The sequence below is a fragment of the Arenibacter sp. ARW7G5Y1 genome (genome assembly GCF_003201775.1).
In the GTDB taxonomy this organism is placed as follows: domain Bacteria; phylum Bacteroidota; class Bacteroidia; order Flavobacteriales; family Flavobacteriaceae; genus Arenibacter.
On the sequence record NZ_QJJZ01000013.1, the window covers coordinates 1 to 18,442 of the forward strand.

General features: G+C 40.1%; 21 protein-coding genes. 10 read left to right on the forward strand and 11 right to left on the reverse strand.

Annotated elements, in window-relative coordinates; all coding sequences use genetic code 11:
- Positions 1-143 precede the first annotated feature (143 nt).
- The 3 genes from C7972_RS16920 to C7972_RS16930 all read right to left on the reverse strand — a co-directional run bounded on the left by C7972_RS16920 (position 144) and on the right by C7972_RS16930 (position 3,551).
- Positions 144-1,007, reverse strand: a complete 864-nt coding sequence (locus C7972_RS16920; protein ID WP_110357365.1) for a hypothetical protein — start codon at positions 1,005-1,007, stop codon at positions 144-146.
- A gap of 14 nt (positions 1,008-1,021) precedes the next feature.
- A complete protein-coding gene (locus tag C7972_RS16925; protein WP_258364883.1) occupies positions 1,022-3,085 on the reverse strand; it encodes a TonB-dependent receptor in 2,064 nt (687 codons plus the stop codon).
- A 91-nt stretch (positions 3,086-3,176) separates the two neighbouring features.
- The gene (locus C7972_RS16930) at positions 3,177-3,551 is read right to left on the reverse strand and encodes a hypothetical protein (RefSeq protein WP_146216346.1); all 375 of its coding nucleotides are present in this window, start codon (positions 3,549-3,551) and stop codon (positions 3,177-3,179) included.
- Between the two features lie 222 nt (positions 3,552-3,773).
- On the opposite strand from C7972_RS16930, the gene C7972_RS16935 reads away from it, so the two are divergent.
- The 10 genes from C7972_RS16935 (at position 3,774) to C7972_RS16980 (ending at position 10,869) form a co-directional block, all read left to right on the forward strand.
- Positions 3,774-5,105 carry a cytochrome ubiquinol oxidase subunit I gene (locus tag C7972_RS16935; RefSeq protein WP_110357367.1) on the forward strand — a complete coding sequence of 444 codons (1,332 nt, stop codon included), beginning with the start codon at positions 3,774-3,776 and terminating at the stop codon, positions 5,103-5,105.
- Positions 5,106-5,107: 2 nt separating this feature from the next.
- Positions 5,108-6,184 (forward strand): cytochrome d ubiquinol oxidase subunit II, encoded by a 1,077-nt coding sequence (gene cydB, locus C7972_RS16940; protein ID WP_110357368.1) that lies wholly within the window; start codon positions 5,108-5,110, stop codon positions 6,182-6,184.
- A 112-nt stretch (positions 6,185-6,296) separates the two neighbouring features.
- The gene (locus C7972_RS16945; protein ID WP_110357369.1) at positions 6,297-6,731 is read left to right on the forward strand and encodes an Rrf2 family transcriptional regulator; all 435 of its coding nucleotides are present in this window, start codon (positions 6,297-6,299) and stop codon (positions 6,729-6,731) included.
- A 101-nt stretch (positions 6,732-6,832) separates the two neighbouring features.
- Positions 6,833-7,795 carry a tryptophan 2,3-dioxygenase family protein gene (locus C7972_RS16950; protein WP_110357370.1) on the forward strand — a complete coding sequence of 321 codons (963 nt, stop codon included), beginning with the start codon at positions 6,833-6,835 and terminating at the stop codon, positions 7,793-7,795.
- A complete protein-coding gene (locus C7972_RS16955) occupies positions 7,749-8,045 on the forward strand; it encodes a cupin domain-containing protein (RefSeq protein ID WP_110357371.1) in 297 nt (98 codons plus the stop codon). Before C7972_RS16950 ends, C7972_RS16955 begins: the two co-directional genes overlap by 47 nt.
- 5 nt (positions 8,046-8,050) lie before the next feature.
- Positions 8,051-8,776 (forward strand): iron-sulfur cluster repair di-iron protein, encoded by a 726-nt coding sequence (ric, locus tag C7972_RS16960; protein WP_110357372.1) that lies wholly within the window; start codon positions 8,051-8,053, stop codon positions 8,774-8,776.
- Between the two features lie 191 nt (positions 8,777-8,967).
- Positions 8,968-9,429, forward strand: a complete 462-nt coding sequence (locus tag C7972_RS16965) for a hemerythrin domain-containing protein (RefSeq protein WP_110357373.1) — start codon at positions 8,968-8,970, stop codon at positions 9,427-9,429.
- Between the two features lie 17 nt (positions 9,430-9,446).
- Entirely contained in the window at positions 9,447-9,731 is a 285-nt protein-coding gene (locus tag C7972_RS16970) for a hypothetical protein (RefSeq protein WP_110357374.1), read from the forward strand.
- 263 nt (positions 9,732-9,994) lie between these two features.
- Positions 9,995-10,336: a 2Fe-2S iron-sulfur cluster-binding protein gene (locus C7972_RS16975; RefSeq protein ID WP_110357375.1), complete on the forward strand. Its 342-nt coding sequence runs from the start codon at positions 9,995-9,997 to the stop codon at positions 10,334-10,336.
- A gap of 134 nt (positions 10,337-10,470) precedes the next feature.
- Positions 10,471-10,869, forward strand: coding sequence for a group III truncated hemoglobin (locus C7972_RS16980; protein WP_375334791.1), 399 nt, complete (start codon positions 10,471-10,473; stop codon positions 10,867-10,869).
- On the opposite strand, the gene C7972_RS16985 is transcribed toward C7972_RS16980, so the two are convergent.
- The 8 genes from C7972_RS16985 to nosZ all read right to left on the reverse strand — a co-directional run bounded on the left by C7972_RS16985 (position 10,866) and on the right by nosZ (position 18,432).
- The gene (locus C7972_RS16985; RefSeq protein ID WP_110357376.1) at positions 10,866-12,086 is read right to left on the reverse strand and encodes a hypothetical protein; all 1,221 of its coding nucleotides are present in this window, start codon (positions 12,084-12,086) and stop codon (positions 10,866-10,868) included. The genes C7972_RS16980 and C7972_RS16985 overlap by 4 nt on opposite strands.
- 31 nt (positions 12,087-12,117) lie before the next feature.
- Positions 12,118-12,900, reverse strand: coding sequence for an ABC transporter permease (locus tag C7972_RS16990; RefSeq protein ID WP_110357377.1), 783 nt, complete (start codon positions 12,898-12,900; stop codon positions 12,118-12,120).
- The gene (locus C7972_RS16995; protein WP_110357378.1) at positions 12,893-13,603 is read right to left on the reverse strand and encodes an ABC transporter ATP-binding protein; all 711 of its coding nucleotides are present in this window, start codon (positions 13,601-13,603) and stop codon (positions 12,893-12,895) included. Before C7972_RS16995 ends, C7972_RS16990 begins: the two co-directional genes overlap by 8 nt.
- Entirely contained in the window at positions 13,600-14,838 is a 1,239-nt protein-coding gene (locus tag C7972_RS17000) for a nitrous oxide reductase family maturation protein NosD (RefSeq protein WP_110357379.1), read from the reverse strand. Before C7972_RS17000 ends, C7972_RS16995 begins: the two co-directional genes overlap by 4 nt.
- Positions 14,838-15,131 (reverse strand): cupin domain-containing protein, encoded by a 294-nt coding sequence (locus C7972_RS17005; protein ID WP_110357380.1) that lies wholly within the window; start codon positions 15,129-15,131, stop codon positions 14,838-14,840. Before C7972_RS17005 ends, C7972_RS17000 begins: the two co-directional genes overlap by 1 nt.
- A 114-nt stretch (positions 15,132-15,245) precedes the next feature.
- On the reverse strand, positions 15,246-15,680 hold the full coding sequence (locus C7972_RS17010) for a nitrous oxide reductase accessory protein NosL (protein ID WP_110357504.1): 435 nt from the start codon (positions 15,678-15,680) through the stop codon (positions 15,246-15,248).
- 14 nt (positions 15,681-15,694) lie between these two features.
- Positions 15,695-16,339: a hypothetical protein gene (locus C7972_RS17015; protein WP_110357381.1), complete on the reverse strand. Its 645-nt coding sequence runs from the start codon at positions 16,337-16,339 to the stop codon at positions 15,695-15,697.
- Between the two features lie 131 nt (positions 16,340-16,470).
- Positions 16,471-18,432 (reverse strand): Sec-dependent nitrous-oxide reductase, encoded by a 1,962-nt coding sequence (gene nosZ, locus C7972_RS17020; RefSeq protein WP_110357382.1) that lies wholly within the window; start codon positions 18,430-18,432, stop codon positions 16,471-16,473.
- Between the last annotated feature and the right edge of the window lie 10 nt (positions 18,433-18,442).

Below are 18,442 nucleotides of genomic sequence, written 5' to 3' on the forward strand. Positions count from 1 at the left end.
ATTGCGTCTGATTATTGGTCTTCCAAACGACATTGCTTTTCATACCATTAAGATAAGAAAATCAATACTTTTTTTAAAATCATAAACAAAAAAAAAGAGACTGCCTTTTTAGACAGCCTCTTTTTTATATGATAAAATACTATCTAGAATTCCAATTCAAAGTATAGACTACTTGCCTCGTTTTCTTCGGTAATATCTTCCCCTTTTAACACCTCTCCTGTACTGTTCAACAGTTTTAGATTTAATTTCCAATACCCTGTCATGGTCAAGGACAACTTACCCTTATAGGATTTGGAAGCCGCATCATAGGTTAAATCCTCATTGTTGGGGGAACTGTGGTTACCCATACCTGGCATTCGCGGATCAAGTGCTACCGAATAGTTTTCCACATGGGAAAAGCTCATCATACTGTCCATTTTATATAGCAGGGCCTCTATATCGTTAACGGCAACTTCAGGATCGGTCGGTTCAACCATGGCCAAGACATACCTCGTTTCATCACTACCCATAAAAGAAGAAACCGTTTGCTTGCCATCACTTGGTGCTGTAACATCTATGGTTTCCGTTACCGAAAATTCCTGTCCCGCTACCGTGTAGGTGAAAGTTATGTCCCAGAATTCATCTGCATTACCAGGCATCTGGAATACAATATACCCTTTGGCCACCGTGTCATAATCATCCGTAATGTTTAGTTCGGATATTGGACAGGAATGGTTCATGCTCATCATATGCATTACGGGCAACCAGGTAATTTCCGGATTGGCATAATAAGTATCATCGGCAGTATTCTTTATACGTACAAAAAGTTCATTGTACCCAGTTGTAAAGCCGGTTTTTTCTTCCGAATACAGCTCCAAACTATGGCCATTGGCCGTAATATTTGTTACTAAATTAAATTCTGCCAAAGGATCAATTTCGTTTTTAGGTGAATCGTCCCCATCAGATGAACAGGATGACAGCCCTATGGCGGCTATAAATGTTATTAGACCTAGTTTTATTGTTTTCATAAGTTTATTTTTATTTAATTAATTGAATAAGAAAGTGTTAAAAAGAAGTTTCGCCCCATGCGCGGAATGTTTTTCCAATCGGTATAGGTGGAGTAGTTTTCATCAAAAATATTCTCAACCCCGAACTTCGCGTACATGGAATCGTTGTTAAAATTAAAGGTCTTCCCAAAGGTCAAGGAACACACCGTATAGGCCTTTGTTTGATCTTCCCCGAATTCCGGGTTATAGTTCACTTGTTTTCCTCCACCGGTAACCCTTAGGGCTGCCGAGAACGACCTATTGTCAAATTGAAACCCTGAGCGGTAGGAAAATGGACTTATAAAGGGTATGTTTCCCCCATTATTGTCGGTACCACGATGATAGGAAATCAACCCGGACCATTTCAGTTCTGGCAGAATGGCGTATTCCACATCCAAGGATGTGTTGAACAAATTGGCATACTCCAGGTTCTTGTAGATCTTTACCCCTTCCGCTCCTATGGTCATCACACTCAGGGAAGGATCAATTTCCCCAATGATATAATCGGCGATATGGAAATAATTGGCCTCGGCACTTAGCTTTAGCTTGGATTTTTCCCAAGAGATCTTGGCATTGGCCTCCATGGACTTTTCATTGGCAAGTTCCGGATCCCCAATATAATCATGGTTATCGAAGCTGTTGAACAAATAAAATCCATAACCTTCGGTTACGGAAGGTGCCCTATCGCCATAGGAAAGTCCCGCATTAAAATGCCATGGCATCCACATTTTATGCCATTGCCCAGAAATACTTTTTAGGAATCGCGTTTTGGATTTCTCCATCTCCGGATAAAAAATCTTTAGACTATTCAATCCAAACTCGTCTGCAACATTCTGGTTCTGAACGGTCATCCTGGTCGCTATTTTAAGAAAACTACCATTTAGGTCCAGTTCATCTTCCGCATAGATTCCGCCATTCGCAGTACGAACATCGGGCCAAGTAAGCATAAACATGGGCAATTCATTAGGGTCATTGGGGTACATTGTCATTTCTGCCAATGATTTGTTGTAATACCCATCTACCTTAAATAACAATTGATGTTTTTTGGCCTGTAGTGCTGCTTGGGTATAAAATCCATAAGTATCGCTCCAACCCGGCATATCCATGTGGATGGGTACATCTGGCCTTTTGGTATCGTCCATGACATGGGTTACCTTATTAAAATACAACTTGGATTTCCAATTACGTAAACTGCCCCATAAGGTATTCTGTTCAAAACCCACCGATGCAATAATGGCCCTTGCCAAGGAAACATCCATAGTCAGTGCCGGATAACCTACATCCCTTGCTTCATCGTAAATAAGACTCGCGGTCAGGGCTTGATCTTCTGCAATTTTATAACCCCCATTGGCCGAAAAATTATATTTTTCAAACTGGGAGAAATCCACTTCCTGATCGCCCCCTGCAAAATAATTTTCCGCTATGCGATAAATAATATCCGTATCCACATAGAAATTGGGATTCGAATAATTAAGTTCTGCCCCAACAACCCCCATTTGATTGTTGCTCTCAAAACCTGTCTCCACTCCACCATAAAGGCCCGTATCCTTAAAATTACCACGATCCAGCTCCAAATTAATGGCTCCACCGATGGTATTTCCATGTTCGGTACCTTGCTGACCGGACGCTATATGCGCCTGCGATAGGTTGGACACATCCACATAGGAGGTAACTGGATCCATTTTATCGGTACATGCACCAAAGATCTTCATTCCGTCAATAGTTACCGAAAGACGTTCCGAAAACATATTGTTCAAAGTTGGTTCCCAGGCATATGCTCCCCGTTTCACCATATCTACCTTTTTAGAGGATTCCAGATACTCGTCCAAAGTGGAAAGGGGTTTGGGCTGCCGATGGTAATCCAAAGCCTTTCTGGCCGAAATTAGGATTACTTCGTCCAAATTAATGGTTATGACCGAATCCCTTTGCAAAACCAATTCCTGCGCGCCAATGTCTTTGGGGAAAATACAAATCCCCAATAACAAAACCCAATAATTAATAGGTCTGCCAGTTTCCATAAGTATTAGGTATACCTTATGGACACATTTAAAAATGTTCATTTGATTTATTTAGATAATACAATTCCTTTAAGACGCCATAAGCCTTGTAGAGGTATTGGACCGAGCCCAATTCCCTATGGCGATGATTGAATTATCCCAGCTCTGGTGGCTGTGCAATATCTGTAGTATATAGAGCGGGAATTAAAGTTTGGATTCCCTTATAATTATTTTGTACTGTAAAATCGTATTCATTGACCGATCCAAGAACGAATAAAGGGTCGAACGGAGAATTGTACTGTATTTCAAAATTGAACCGTTTGCCCTCAAACGGGTTTTTATCGCTTCCCTCCGATTCTTTGGCCAATTGTTTGGCCAAGTAACATTTACCATCACAATGTAAGGAAGGGGTAGCCCTATTTTCGCAAAGATTCTCAACAATATAATCGTAATTTACTGCATATTCCGCTAAAGGCCATAGTGGCTTTATCAGCATTATTATCGCAACAAATAGGACTAAATGTTTCATTATCAATTTTTAAATTAAGGCAGGCTCCATGATAAAAGACGGCCATATTTAAAATACAGGACAAATATAATACATATTGAATAGATATAAAGATGACAATTGTCAGGTAATGCACCTTTTTGTTTTTATTCAATTTAAATAAGCAATAATGTAACCTGTGTTACCCAATTTCATTTTTAGTTGTTTAATTTTAAACTTAAATTAAACCTTAAGTTTTTTTTCATGGAGGATATGCTCTTTTATGATAGAATGCAATTTGCCTTTACTATCACCTTCCACTATTTGTTTCCACAACTTACCATGGGTCTTTCCCTGATCATTGTCTATTTTAAATGGAAATTTCTTAGAACCCAAGTAGGCCATTACAATGATGCTGCCAAATTTTGGATGCGGATCTTCGCGCTTAATTTTGCCATGGGGGTTGTTACCGGAATACCAATGGAATTTCAATTTGGGACCAATTGGGCCAAATTTTCCGAATTGACCGGGGGAATCATTGGGCAGACCTTGGCCATGGAAGGGATGTTCTCTTTTTTCCTGGAATCCTCCTTTTTGGGGCTATTTTTGTTCGGTGAGAAATTATTGGGGCACAAATTACATTTTGTAACAGGTTTCTTGGTGTTTCTGGGTTCCTGGGCCAGTGGCTTTTTAATTATTGCCACCCATTCCTGGATGCAGCATCCGGTAGGATATGAAATATTGAGCAATGGCAAATTTGTATTGAATAATTTTACTGCCCTATTTTCAAACCCTTGGCTTTTACCCTCCTATTTGCACAATCAATTGGCCAGTTTGGTTACCGCATCTTTTGTAATGGCTTCCATTGGGGCCTTTTATATTTTGAACAACAGACATAGTAGCTTCGGTAAGTTATTTGTTAAAACCGGGGTCGTCTTCGGGCTTGTGTCCTCGGTATTGGTAGCCTTTCCTACAGGAGATTGGGCAGCGAAAAATGTGGTGGAGCATCAGCCGGTTACCTTCGCTGCCATGGAAGGGCTATTTGAAACCCAGGACGGCGGGTCGGAAATTGTATTGATAGGGCAACCCAATGTGGTTGATAAAAAATTGGACAATAAAATTGCGGTCCCCAATATATTGAGTTTTTTAACCTACAAAAAATGGGATGCGGAAGTGAAAGGATTAAATGAATTTGAACCGGAAAACTATCCCACCAATATTCCGGGCCTATATTACGCCTATCACATAATGGTAGGACTGGGTACCCTATTCATAGCGCTAATGGCGGCGGGAGCCATTCAGTTATGGCGTAAAAAATTATACGCCACCAAGTGGATTTTGTGGTCCCTGCTGTTCTTCCTTCCCTTTCCCTATATTGCCAATACCACCGGATGGTATACCGCAGAATTGGGGAGACAGCCCTGGTTGGTATATAACCTATTGCGCACTTCGGAAGGAATTTCCCCAACAGTATCCTCTGGAAATACATTGTTCACCTTATTGGGATTTATTGGATTATATCTATTGTTGGGGATGCTATTTTTGATATTGGTAGGTAAAATTATAAATAAAGGACCTGTAACTACTGAAGCTTAATTATGGAAATATTCTGGTATATAGTTTTAATGAGTATGTTGGCCATTTATGTCGTCTTGGATGGTTATGATTTTGGAGCGGGAATAGTACATCTATTTTTCGCAAAAAAAGAAAAGGACAAGAAAGCCATTACCAATGCCATTGGCCCTTTTTGGGATGCCAACGAGGTCTGGCTCATTGCCTCCGGAGGTGTTCTTTTCTTTGCCTTCCCTACCTTATATGCCTCTTCCTTTAGTGGGTTTTACCTACCGTTGATCATGATTCTTTGGTTGCTGATTTTCAGGGCCATTGGACTTGAACTACGGGGTCAAATACACCACCGATTATGGGAGACCGTATGGGACAAGGCTTTTGGAATTGCCAGCTTTCTATTGGCCCTTTTCTTTGGCATAGCCTTGGGCAATGTTGTACGGGGCGTAAATTTGGGAATGGTAGAAAATGGCGTCTCCGCCCACGAAGCCCACTATTTTTTTCTCCCCTTATGGAATCCTACTTTTAGTCCAACGGCTGCACATTTAGGAATTATTGATTGGTTTACCATTTTACTAGGTCTGGTGGGAGTGGTCACCCTAACCATCCATGGTGCCAATTGGATTATCTACAAGACCAATTCGGACCTCAACGACAAATTGAGGACCGTTATCTTTCGGCTCAATTTTGCCCTGTTGGCGTTGGTAATCCTCTCCCTTGTGGTATGGCACGTTATAGCACCCAAGCCTTTCCTCAATTTTATTGAAACGCCATGGCTATGGATTTTTCCTATATTGACCCTTATAGGTCTTGTTGGACTCTTTTGGGTAAAGGCCTTTAAAAAGGACGGAATAGGATTTATATTCTCCTCCTTGTTCATTCTGGGCGGCTTTGCCTCTACCGCGGCATCTATTTTTCCCAAGCTTCTGCCGTCTACCAATTCTATAAATCCATCCTTGACAGTTTACAATGTAGCGGCAGATGAATACGGACTTTCGGTAGGCATAAATTGGTTTATAATTGCCTTTATACTGTTAATAGCCTATGTATTTATTCAATATAGGGTATTTAAGGGCAAAATGGATGATATTGGGTACGGGGAGCATTGATATCCAAAACCCTATGCCCCACACTAAAAAATGGTGCCAAATTTTATTTAAGATAAATTTGTCCGAAATAAGAATAAGAATTATATTTGTATCGATTTAATTTAGCATTAATATGTTTTCAAAGGCTTGCGAATACGGAATAAAAGCTACTATATACATAGCCGTAAAATCTATGAGACACACGCGTGTAAGCCTTAAAGAGATTGCGGAAGAGGTAAATTCTCCGGTAGCATTTACCGCAAAAATATTGCAATCCTTGGCTAAAAGTGGAATTATTGATTCCCATAAGGGCCCAACAGGTGGCTTTGAAATCGAGGAATCGAAAATAGACACCATTAAATTACACGATATTGTACATGCCATAGATGGCGACAATATATTTGTTGGCTGTGGTCTGGGTCTGAAACAATGTGATGCCACACAACCTTGTCCTGTACATGATAAATTTGTAGGCATCAGGGAGAATCTAAAAATGATGCTGCAAAATACAAGCCTGTACGAATTGGCTACAGGACTGGATATAGGTCTAACCCACTTAAAAAGATAAAAATTTACCACAATAAACGATAAAAAGGTATTAAACTCCTTATATAAATTATGAACGAAACTGCTTATCTATAAAATCATAAAATCCATAACAACACTTACATGTTAAACATCACCGATAAACTTGTTGAAAAATACCGATCCCTTGGAGAAAATCCAGACACCTATCTGGAGGGCCTTCTTCACGCAAAACCTATCACATATTGGGATTATGTAGAGGTGGAAACCCTGCTTTCGCTGCAAAGACCACGGACCAATTTTAAAGATGAGTCCATTTTTATCATGTACCACCAAGTAACAGAATTGTACCTTAAAATGATGCTGCATGAATTACAGCAGATAGTGGATGAAAAAGGGCCTACTACGGCCTATTTAATCAATAAAGTGGACCGACTTAACCATTACACTTCCATGCTTATCAATTCCTTTGATATTATGAAGGTAGGAATGGACTATGAAGATTACAATACCTTTCGTAAAACCCTAACCCCTGCGAGTGGTTTTCAATCCGCACAATTCCGGTTTATTGAATTGCATTGTACTTCCTTGGTAAACCTAACTGGCCATAGATATAAAAAAGAAGGCTCCAACAATCCAAATTTGGAGGAATGTTTTGAACATATTTATTGGAAAGATGCCGGAACGGACCCCAGAACCGGCAAAAAAAGTTTGACACTTCAACTTTTTGAGGAGAAATACCTACCAGCCTTGGCGCAAACCGCCAAAACCGTAGCGGGCAATACCTTGGAAGACAAAATGGCCCAACTGCCCTATGTTCCAGATGCATTGAGAAACAGACTTCGCACCTTTGATAAATTATACAATATAGATTGGCCCATGGTTCATTTGAGCACCGCCGAATACTATTTGGACAAAAAAGGTGAAAACAAGCAGGCTACTGGTGGTTCGGATTGGAAAAAATACCTCCATCCAAAATATCAGCAACGCAAATTCTTTCCAAGTCTATGGACAGAAACGGAAAAACAAAATTGGGGAATTAACCATAAAAATGAACATTATGCAAGTACTGAACACACCACAGTTGACGCATCTACAAGTCGGTGAAAAGCTAAAAATACTGCAAATTGAGGCCTTGAAGGATATGGGTATGCCCGAGCACAACAGTTCGCACGAAGCGGTCATTGTTGTTCAAGAGGGTAAAGCCATTCTTAAAACCGAGCATAAGGAGTACGTCTTAAAGAAAGGGTCCACAATGCTGGTTCCGGCAGGATTGGAACATAGCCTTACCGTATTGAAGGATTTTAAAGCGGTTGCCATAATGGCAACAGATTCAATTATAAATTTCAAAAAATAATTACTATGAAAAATTTAATGACCAAAAATATTGGTGAAATAGTTGCAGAAAACTACCGTACGGCACAAGTATTCAAAAATCACAAAATAGATTTTTGCTGCAAGGGAAACCGGAGTATTGTAGAAGTGGCCGAAAAATATAAACTGGACGCCACTCTCCTTTTACAGGAAATTGAAACGGTGCAGCACCAAACCAATGAAAACAATATCGATTTTAAAACTTGGCCCCTGGATCTATTGGCAGACTATATAGAGAAAAAACACCATAGATATGTGGAGGCACAAATTCCGATACTAAATCAATATCTGGCCAAACTATGCCGAGTCCATGGAGACCGTCATCCAGAACTTTATGAAATTACGGAACATTTCAACAAATGCGCTGGAGAACTGGCCATGCATATGAAAAAAGAGGAACTGATCGTCTTCCCTGCCGTACGTAAAATGGTTCAGAACAAACAATACGGCCAAGCCCCTGCTGAACAGCATTTTGGCACCATACAAAATCCAATTCAAATGATGATGCAGGAACATGAGAACGAAGGGGACCGATTTAGGCTCATAGAAGAGTTGAGCAATAATTATAACCCACCTGCCGATGCCTGCAACACCTATAGAGTAACCTTTTCCCTTCTAAAGGAGTTTGAAGAGGATTTACACAGGCATATCCATTTGGAAAATAATATTCTCTTTCCAAAGGCCATTGCCTTGGAAAAAGAATTACGCGCTTAAAGCTTACCTAAAAAACAACTGTAACCAAATCCCCCAGCGACCCAATTTTATAACCATTAAGGTGTGGCACATTATCTTAAAAATCCCCCTCGCTGCACCTTATTGGCCATAAAAACCGAGGCCTCTCCTGTACAGGAACACCCACAGGGTGACCTTAAAATTTGAGCTTAACCATACTAAAACATCTTGATATGAAAGTTAAACCTATAAAAAGACATAAAGCTATACAACCTTTGAGCAGGGAACACCATCAAGGTTTATTGTTGTCATGGAAAATTAGGACCGGTCTCTCCAAAGGAGTATCCACAAAACGTATAAAGACTTACGTTGATTGGTTTTATACCACCTATTTGGCTCCCCATTTTGAAGAGGAGGAAAAACACCTTTTCCCTATTCTCGGAAAAGACAACGCAATGGTAAAAAAAGCAGTGGCACAACACAGAAGACTGGATCGCCTTTTCAAAAGCACCACCGAATTAAATAAGTCCTTAAACCGTATAGAGGAAGAATTGGAACAACATATCAGATTTGAGGAACGGGTACTGTTCAATGAAATTCAGAAGATGGCGACCGAACAACAATTGCAATTCATTCTAGAACATCATATCGAAACCAAATTTTCGGAAAATACCACCGATAGTTTTTGGGAATAACAATAAAAATGACGATTATGAGACTTTACAATCAACTATTAAACGAATTTAAAAGGGAACAAACAGGCTATTCAACCATTGCCATTATTGGTCAAAGCTGTATTGGATCTGTTGCCGCCATGGTAGTCCTAATGCACCACATACCTGCAGCACTAAAATTTACCTTGCTTTTTCTGGTTACTATTTTATGTATGGCCTATAATGGTGCCGTTTTGGCCAGATTAAGTGCCAAAACCACTTTTAACCTTTTAATCTTTAGCGTCCTTTTCAGCATTTTTACCATTGTAGGGGTCCTAATTTAACATGGGTTGGATGGAATACCAGGCGATATGTAGTAAGTGATCAAAATATGGTTCCCAGATCGGTCCGATCTGCCCATAGACCATCAGGACAGAAGAGTTGGATATGGTAAATGATAGTCCATTATTGGCATTATATAGTAAACTACCTCGGGGCAAGCCCGCGAGGCATTCGTAGGAAACGAACTTTAATTTTCGAGGCAAGCCTCGGGGTATTATACCCTTTGGCGGTGCCAATAAATTGAACCCACGATAATTCAAATTACATGAAACCCGAACCCTACACTTTTACTTATATTGACGAATTTGGGGACAGTAATACCGCTATTTGTAGCCTAAACGAATACCATAGCCTTATGGAACTTCTATTTGATAAATATTTGCAGGAATGGGGAGATTGCAAAGGCAGGGCCTGGTGCGGAACATGTCATATACAAATTCTTCAAGGTGCTCTAAGTTCAAAAATAGAGGGCGATGAAAAACAGACCTTATCCCAACTGGAGGATGCCTCCTCTTTAAGTAGATTGGCATGTCAAATTCCAGTTAATGGGGACCTACATAATTTGGTTTTTAAAATAGTTACGGACAATGATTTCGGTTTAAAGTGATCCTAAAACGTGAAGGCAAAAGATATAGTTGGGCCTGTAGAATTCCAAACAAGTATTCTAAACGCCCAAACATTGCAAAATATAGATTCAACGGACTACCTTTACAGTATTCCCTGAGCCATTAAATTTAAATTATGTTGTTAAAATCGGAGATTAAGGAGAGAGAGGACGTGAACCTATTAGTGGTTAGTTTTTACACCAAGATTAGGGAGCACCAAATATTGGGGCCTATTTTTAATGGCATAATCAAGGACTGGGACAGCCACTTGGAATTATTGACCGATTTTTGGGAGAGTCAATTATTGCTAAAGCGAAAATATATAGGTAATCCAATTGCCGTTCATCAGGAGGTAGACAAGAAAATGAACCATACAATTACTCCTGAACATTTTGGACTTTGGCTAAACGAATGGTTTGCCACCATTGATGAGCTTTTTGAAGGGGACGTTGCGTGGATAGCCAAAAATAGGGCCCAAAAAATGTCCACCATGTTATATATGAACATCTATCAACACAGAACCAAGGACCATTAAACTTTTGCCTTAACACCATTGCCTTTGGAAGAATGCCCTAGGAGCACTAATACGGCCAATGGGATCAATATACTGGTACCTGCCAGAAATTTTGAATAATCTTCCCCTAAGGGCCAACCCATCCATGCAGCCATTCCCCTATAAAATATAAGGATTTCGGTAAGCAGAAAGCCTAACAGGTACAATGCACTGGCCGTTTTGGACAGTCTTATCAACCCAAAAAATTCCAAAAAGAATAACAGTCCCATGCTAATGACACCCAAAAAGGTCCAATGTAAATAACCAATAGTAAAATCCAGAATCGTTGCGGCCAAATTTGCAAAGTAGGGCCAAGCGGTGAGCCATTGTAACATCATTTTAACCAACAATAGGAAAGCCACCAACTTTAAAACATTCAACCGAAATGGGGAAAGTGCCGATTTCAATACCACTTTATTTACAAGGCAGATATTTAACAGTATGCCAAAGCCCATCAGCTGCAATACAGCGCCCAAACCTCCCAAAAGATAATAAATCATTGGAGGTCCCGTCCATAGGGTAGACAGAAAAAAACTCAGAATAATTCCCAGAACCGTGGTCAGGAAAAAGTACCTAAAAGTCTTTTGGGAAATATTAATTTGAAGTTGTTCCAATAAATAAAAAAAGAGTCCTAAAAGCGCCATTACCATCCAACCGTTATACTGAAAATGTAAATAGAAATAAATGGCCAGTCGGTACCATATGGATTCCGGTCCTAAAACCGTCATAATGGCACCTAAGGACCAAGGGCCAATACTGGAGCCTACCATGAACCAGAGGGCATATTTTACACAGCTATAGGCCTTTGTGCCCTTAAAGGGCAAAGGAACATATTTTATAAAAAAAACGGAAAACCAATAGGAGGCCAGCAGAAATAAAGTGGAGAATATTATAGAAAATAGGGCATACCCTTGAAAGGGAAAGGACAATAGCATCCCCAACAAACAAATCTGTGTAAACCAAAAAATTCTTCGGTACTTCCTATCCAAAACCCCTTTGTCCAAAAAGAGATGGTACAACAAGGTGGTAAGCGCAATATACACCCAGCCCAAAAGTGCTATATGGGAATGTGTATGCACCATAAACCTATAATTGATCGGCATTGTGGCCACAACAAACGTCCGCAATAACACGCCCAATAAGGCAGCCAATAAAAAATAGCCTAGGGATACTTTAATATGGGTTCTGCTAGCAATCACGCAATATCATGGAATTGAGTCAAAGATATCATTAAAAATCCTTTCTTTTGGCTACATAGGCCAAACGCCATACAGGGATTACCGTCCATAGGCACAACATAAAGATAGACATAAAAAGTCCTAGGTTGGTTCCGAAAAACTGTTTGAAAATGGCACCCGTATATCCCAAAAGGGCGGAAATATCAAGCTTTAACAGGATTAAAGTCCTGGATAGGTCTATAGGATTGAACATGGTGGCAATCAGGGAAAGGTTATCCAAGGGATATTCCTCAAAAACGATCAACGACATTAGGAAAAGTCCGTCGTAAATTACCGCCAAAAACAACCAGGCCAGGACGGCATATCCAAAACCTTTTATCTTATTTTCATTGGACAGGGCAATATTAAAGGCAACTGCCGTAAAGATCAGCGTTAAAAACGCACCTGTTATCAATAATAGTGAAAAATCCCAAATGGCATTGCTTTGAAACAGTCCGTACAGTGCAAAGGGAATTCCCAGTCCCAATACCAAACTCACCGTCAACGAACCGGCAACCCCCAAATATTGGCCAAGAAAAATGGAGGACCTTTTAATGGGCTGTGCCAAAAGAAGCTCTGTAAATTCCTTGGAATTGTAGTAATACATGACACCAAAAATAGTCCCGATCAAGGGTACCAAAACAATAATAACGTTCATTAGGGTAATTACGGCCTTGGAGAGCTCATTGTTCAAAAACAACAATACAAAGCCCAGCAATAGATAGAACAAGAAATAAACGTAACTCCAACGGCTACGCATTAGATCGTAAAAACTATATTTTAATATCTTAATCATGATTGTTGTGGGTTGATATTGCCGCTATGGCACGTTCAAAATTGCTTTGACCAGTTTTGGTCTTTAATTCCGTAATACTGCCTTTAAAATAAATTTTACCTTCAAGTAAGTAAACGATCTGGTCTGAAACCTCTTCTACAAATTGCATAATATGGGAGGTGATCAAGAACGTCTTTCCTTTTTCCCTTTCTTCAAAAATTAACTCCTTGAGACGGATCAGTGCCAAGGGATCCAAACCATTGGTAGGTTCGTCCAAAATAATCAAGGGACTGTCGAACATAAAGGTCAGTACAATATTTACCTTTTGTTTGGTACCTCCGGATAGGTTGCTCAATTTATTATCCAAGAATGGCTCCAATCCAAATAGACCGATCAACTTTTGTTCGTCGCTCGGTTTTTGTCGAATATCCTTAATCATTGCTATTAATTCCCTGACCTTCAGGTTTCCCGGAAAATTGGCAATTTGGGGAAGGTAATTTATGTCTTGGCGGTACTTCCACCTATTACCAATAGGGGTATCCATCACTTCTATGGTCCCTTTATTGGGAATCACCATACCCAACACCGTTTTTATCAAAGTTGTTTTACCGGAACCATTGGGCCCCAGGATAGCAGAAATACCTCCTTGGGCAATATCGAGATCCAATCCGGCCAATACCACATTTTTACCAAATCTCTTATGTAGGCTTTCAACGTGTATCATTTAATTCTTTTCATTAAGGGTTTTGCATCAACTAATTCGTCGGGAGTAAAAACAGGGGATACTTTTTCAGAAAAATCAATAATATCCATAAACAAACTACGCAACAGTATAATAGTTTCGGGGGTTCTGTTCACGATATAGGAGAATAACTTTACCGGCCTGTAGGGAATATCACCAGTCCCGTTCCTATCCAGATCGTATCCTGTATAATTGCTCCAATAATTTTCATCAAAAATATTGTCGTTCAAATTACTGTTGTAGGCCAGATCGAAGGAATTGTACAAAAAGTTATTATGGATAAAGGTATTGGTGTAACAGGCTCCACGCACTTTAATGGCCCAGCCATTTTTTATAAAGTTATTTTTGGAATAATTTATCCTATTGGAGCCTTCGATACTGATGCCTACTGTATTCTCTTCAAAGGTATTGCCCGTAATTTCTGCATCATTGATCTCCTTCAACAATATCCCAAAAGAGGCAGTACCCCAATTTTTTCTAAACGTATTGCCCAACATTTTTATCCTTTTGGAGAACATGACCGCAACCCCTGCCCCATTGTTCTCAAAGGTATTGTCCTTATAAATGTCATCATTGGAAAACATAAAGTGCAGCCCATACCGAAGATTGTCCGAACTGATATTGTTTTCTATAGTGATATTGTCCGAAAACTCCAGATAGATACCATCCCTTACGTGTTGCACAATATTGCGTTCCACCACAATATTCTGTGAATACCATAATTGTATGCCGTTTCCGGAATTGTATTCGTCTACGGCATCCCCGATTATCTTATTGTGATATACCTTTCCGTTCTTACACTTCTCCAAATAAATGCCGAAGAAGAGCTTTTCCAACACCACATTCTGTATTAAAAAATGTTCACTCTGCACCACCCTAATGGCAGCATAATCTGCCGTATAACTGGTTCCTACATTGATGATGAACAAACCGTCTATGGTAACATTGTCCGAAACTATGGTTATAATTTCACCCTTATCGCCACCATCGATTACAGGATAGTTTTCCCCAATAAGGGTCAGGGGTTTGGTTATTTGGATATTGAATTCGTTATAGGTCCCCTTTTTGATCAAAAGTGTATCAAAATCAGCGGCCATGGCTACACCCTCCTTGATAGTTTTCACCTTACAGGATCCGCAGACCGTAATGGTCCCTGCCTGTAAATGAATACCAAAAAGCAACAGTAAAGAGCAGAAAAATACCTCCCTCCTTTTCATTATCTGATAATCAGAAATTTTGAATTTTCCTCGGCCGATACCCAATGTGGCACGTCTTTGGGGAAACTGAAGTGTTGTTGACCACTTATGAAGTAGGAATTACCATTGATATGAAAGATTATCTTTCCTTCCAAAACAATCAGCTGTGCATCTGTAGGGGCAGTATGTTCCGGAAAAATGGCATCCTTTTCCAAGCTAATATTCAAAATCTCCAAGGCATCGGTTTTTACCAATTTATTTACCTGAAGTTTATTGTATTCCTGATTTTTTATCTGATCGCTAACGGTGTACATAGTTATTGTTTTTTTTGGCTAAGTAATTCCAACCACCAAGGAATGGAGGAAGTAAATTTCAGCGCTGTTCTTATTTACCTTCCATGGGAATCCCATGGGCTGCATTTTGAATGTTTATAATTGAAATCTCAACTTTAACTGGTCCCAGGTCAATAGGTCCCCCTCATAGGTCAACAGCGCATCTACTGCAGCTTGCTCTGTCTTAAAGGCCGTTAAAAACTCTCCCATAGGGCTGGGTATGCGATTGCTTATAAGATAGGTGGCTTTGGTTGCATTTATCAATTCCCCAGGTTGATTGTAATCGTTCACCAAAAAATAGGCCACTTGCTTAATATCTATGTCCTTGAGGTGGTTCATCATACATTCACTTGAATCGAACTTAAAGACTTTACCCTTATCGGTAACAATTTCAGCTGCATGTTGCCGGTCCACTATGGTCATACTACAAAAATGACATCCATCGGACCCATAGGATATTGGTTGCGGACCAACATTACAGGAAGATGTCAACAATAAAAATAAAAAGACCACTATTCTGTAGTTCACCATATTAAATTCTAAAATTAAGTAGTTACCGCATTTTTTGATTGCCGCTTTGTTTTCAATCCCTTTTTCTTCCATCCAAGATAGGAGGCTACCAATGTAAGTGACATTCCTACAAACATCATATAAGCCCCAACACTTGGGAGGGAGGTTACATCAAAATTCAACATTTTTTGAAAACCCAACAAAGGTGGCTTATAGGTCATAGGGGTTCCATCCTCATTGATTACTTTAATAATGGCATGTGGATCTAGGTTGGAACCATAATCCGTAAGCCATTGATTAAAATCGTACATTCCCAATATTCCTAAAAGGGACATCAGCACAAACCAGCCCAAGAACCATTTAAAATCCACTTTTCCAAAAAATCCCATTAAGCCTATAAGCACTCCAAGGATCACCATTCCAATGATAACCTTGGGAAAAACATCAAATTCCCACATCTCCCCGGGTTTTGGGATGGTTTTCATACCAATATAGTGATTTAATCCGTCTATATTCTGTAAATCAAATTCAGAGACCCCTTCTATTCCCGAAATATGAATATTCATGCCCAACGGTTCTGGATATTGAGGAGCCCCCAACATAATGTTCCATAAAGGAAAGGCAAACAATCCCAATAGAAATAATGGGCCAATAATCATTATTATACTTGCATTTTTCATTTCTTATTGTCATTTTATTATTTACAAATTGAAAAATGTATTGGATGGTTGTCCCCCTCTTCAACTTGTTAAAAAAGCGGGCAGTTTCTTCAACCAGACCCGCTTTTCTTCAAAACTAAAAATAAGTAATCTTATTCCCCTAGGGACCAGGAAAGCTCTATATTGGAATTTGCCGGTGAAACCCTGATATAGCCCTGCATCTCTTGGTGTAGTGCCGAACAGAAATCCGTGCAATAGAAGGGCCAAACCCCCACTTGCTTTGGTTCCCAAATTATTGTCTTGGTCTGACCCGGCATTACCAACAATTCCGAAGTGTTGGCTCCTATCACGGCAAAACCGTGTGGTACATCAAAATCCTGCTCTTGGTTTGTTATGTGAAAGTATACTTTATCACCTACCTTGACCCCTTCAATATTATCAGGGGTAAAATGACTTCGGATCGTTGACATATAAATATGAACATCCTTACCATCGCGAACCACCTTGGCATCAGCGGGACTCAAAGTAGCATATGGGTGTTTGTTTTCTGCCAGTTTATATATCTTTTGCGATTTTGGCGCTAGGATCTCTGCAGGGATTCCTGCGGCATAATGTGGCTCCCCATGGGTAGGAAAATCATAGATAAGTTCCATTTTGTCTCCTGAAATATCGTATAATTGGGCAGAATGCTCCAATTCCGGACCTGTAGGCAGATACCTATCCTTGGTAATCTTGTTCATAGCCACCACATATTTACCAAATGGTTTTCTAGAGTTACCGCCAGGAATCATCAAGTGACCAACAGAATAATAAGTAGGCTTTCTATCGATAACTTCCCAAGTTCCCAATTTCCACATCACTACCTCAGAAGAGATAAAGAAGGTGGTATAAGCATTTCCTTCACCGTCAAATTCGGTATGTAATGGCCCAAGACCTCCACTTTTTACAGTTCCGGCAAGTACCTCCTCAAATTTCAGAATAGGAATACCATAGGCTTCACCATCAAACTTTTTGCCCTCAATGGCAGCAATCATTTTATCAAAAGAGTGTACCGTTAAATCTGCCGATAACTTACCGTTCCCGATTATGTATTCCCCGGAGGGGTCTACATCACAGCCGTGGGGCGATTTTGGAGTGGGCAAGAAAAACACCGCTCCGGGTATTTTGGTGGGGTCTACGGTCAACACCTCCTTTTTCATAGTTGAAGTGGCGGTGTGGTTTTCATCACTATACACATTATGGGCGTAATTTGCCGGCATTTTGGTCCCACCTCCATTGTTTACGTATTCTTCAATTTTTTTCCAGTTTATAGCTGCAATAAAATCCTTGTCATTTTGAGATGCGTTAACTTCTAGGAGCGAGTTGGCCTCTTCCGTATTATAAGTGGTAAAGAAGAACCATCCATGGGATTTTCCCCGTCCGGGATGCGATAGATCATAGTTAAAACCGGGCATCAATATTTGGAATTTGATATCCATATGGCCATTTTCCGGGTCTACACTTATAAAGGATAAAGCACCTTTAAAATTTCCCTTGTATTCCTTAATGGGCATATCGGCCTGGGGAACGGGTACCGAAAAACGGGTTCCTGCAACGACATATTCGGTATTTTCGGTTATGAAAGAGGAGCTGTGGTTACCGGCACTATTAGGTACCTCAATGATTTCCTCTGTTTCAAAAGTTGTAAGGCTTATCCTTGCAATCCTCGGGGTGTTGTTCCCGTTTATGAATATCCATCTACCATCCAAGACACCATTGGTTTGACTAATATCAGGGTGGTGGGAGTCATCCCATGGCACAAAACCAAAAGAGGTGTTCAACATGGGTTTGGTCTCTTCCGAATATCCATAGCCTGAGGTGGCAAATTGGGAGAACACAGGGATTTCCTTAAACATACGTCCAGAAGGTAGGCCATAAACCGTTAGGTTGCCACTATATCCCCCGGACATAAAAGCGTAAAACTCGTCATGTTCCCCAGGGGCTACATAGACTTTTTCAGCATTGCTCGAATTCAATGCTCCTGAAGAACCCTTGCCATTATTGCCGTTACCGCAACTAGTCAATAAGGCGGCAAAGCCCAAGAGTCCCAATACTAAATAGATATGCTTTTTCATTGTTTTTAAT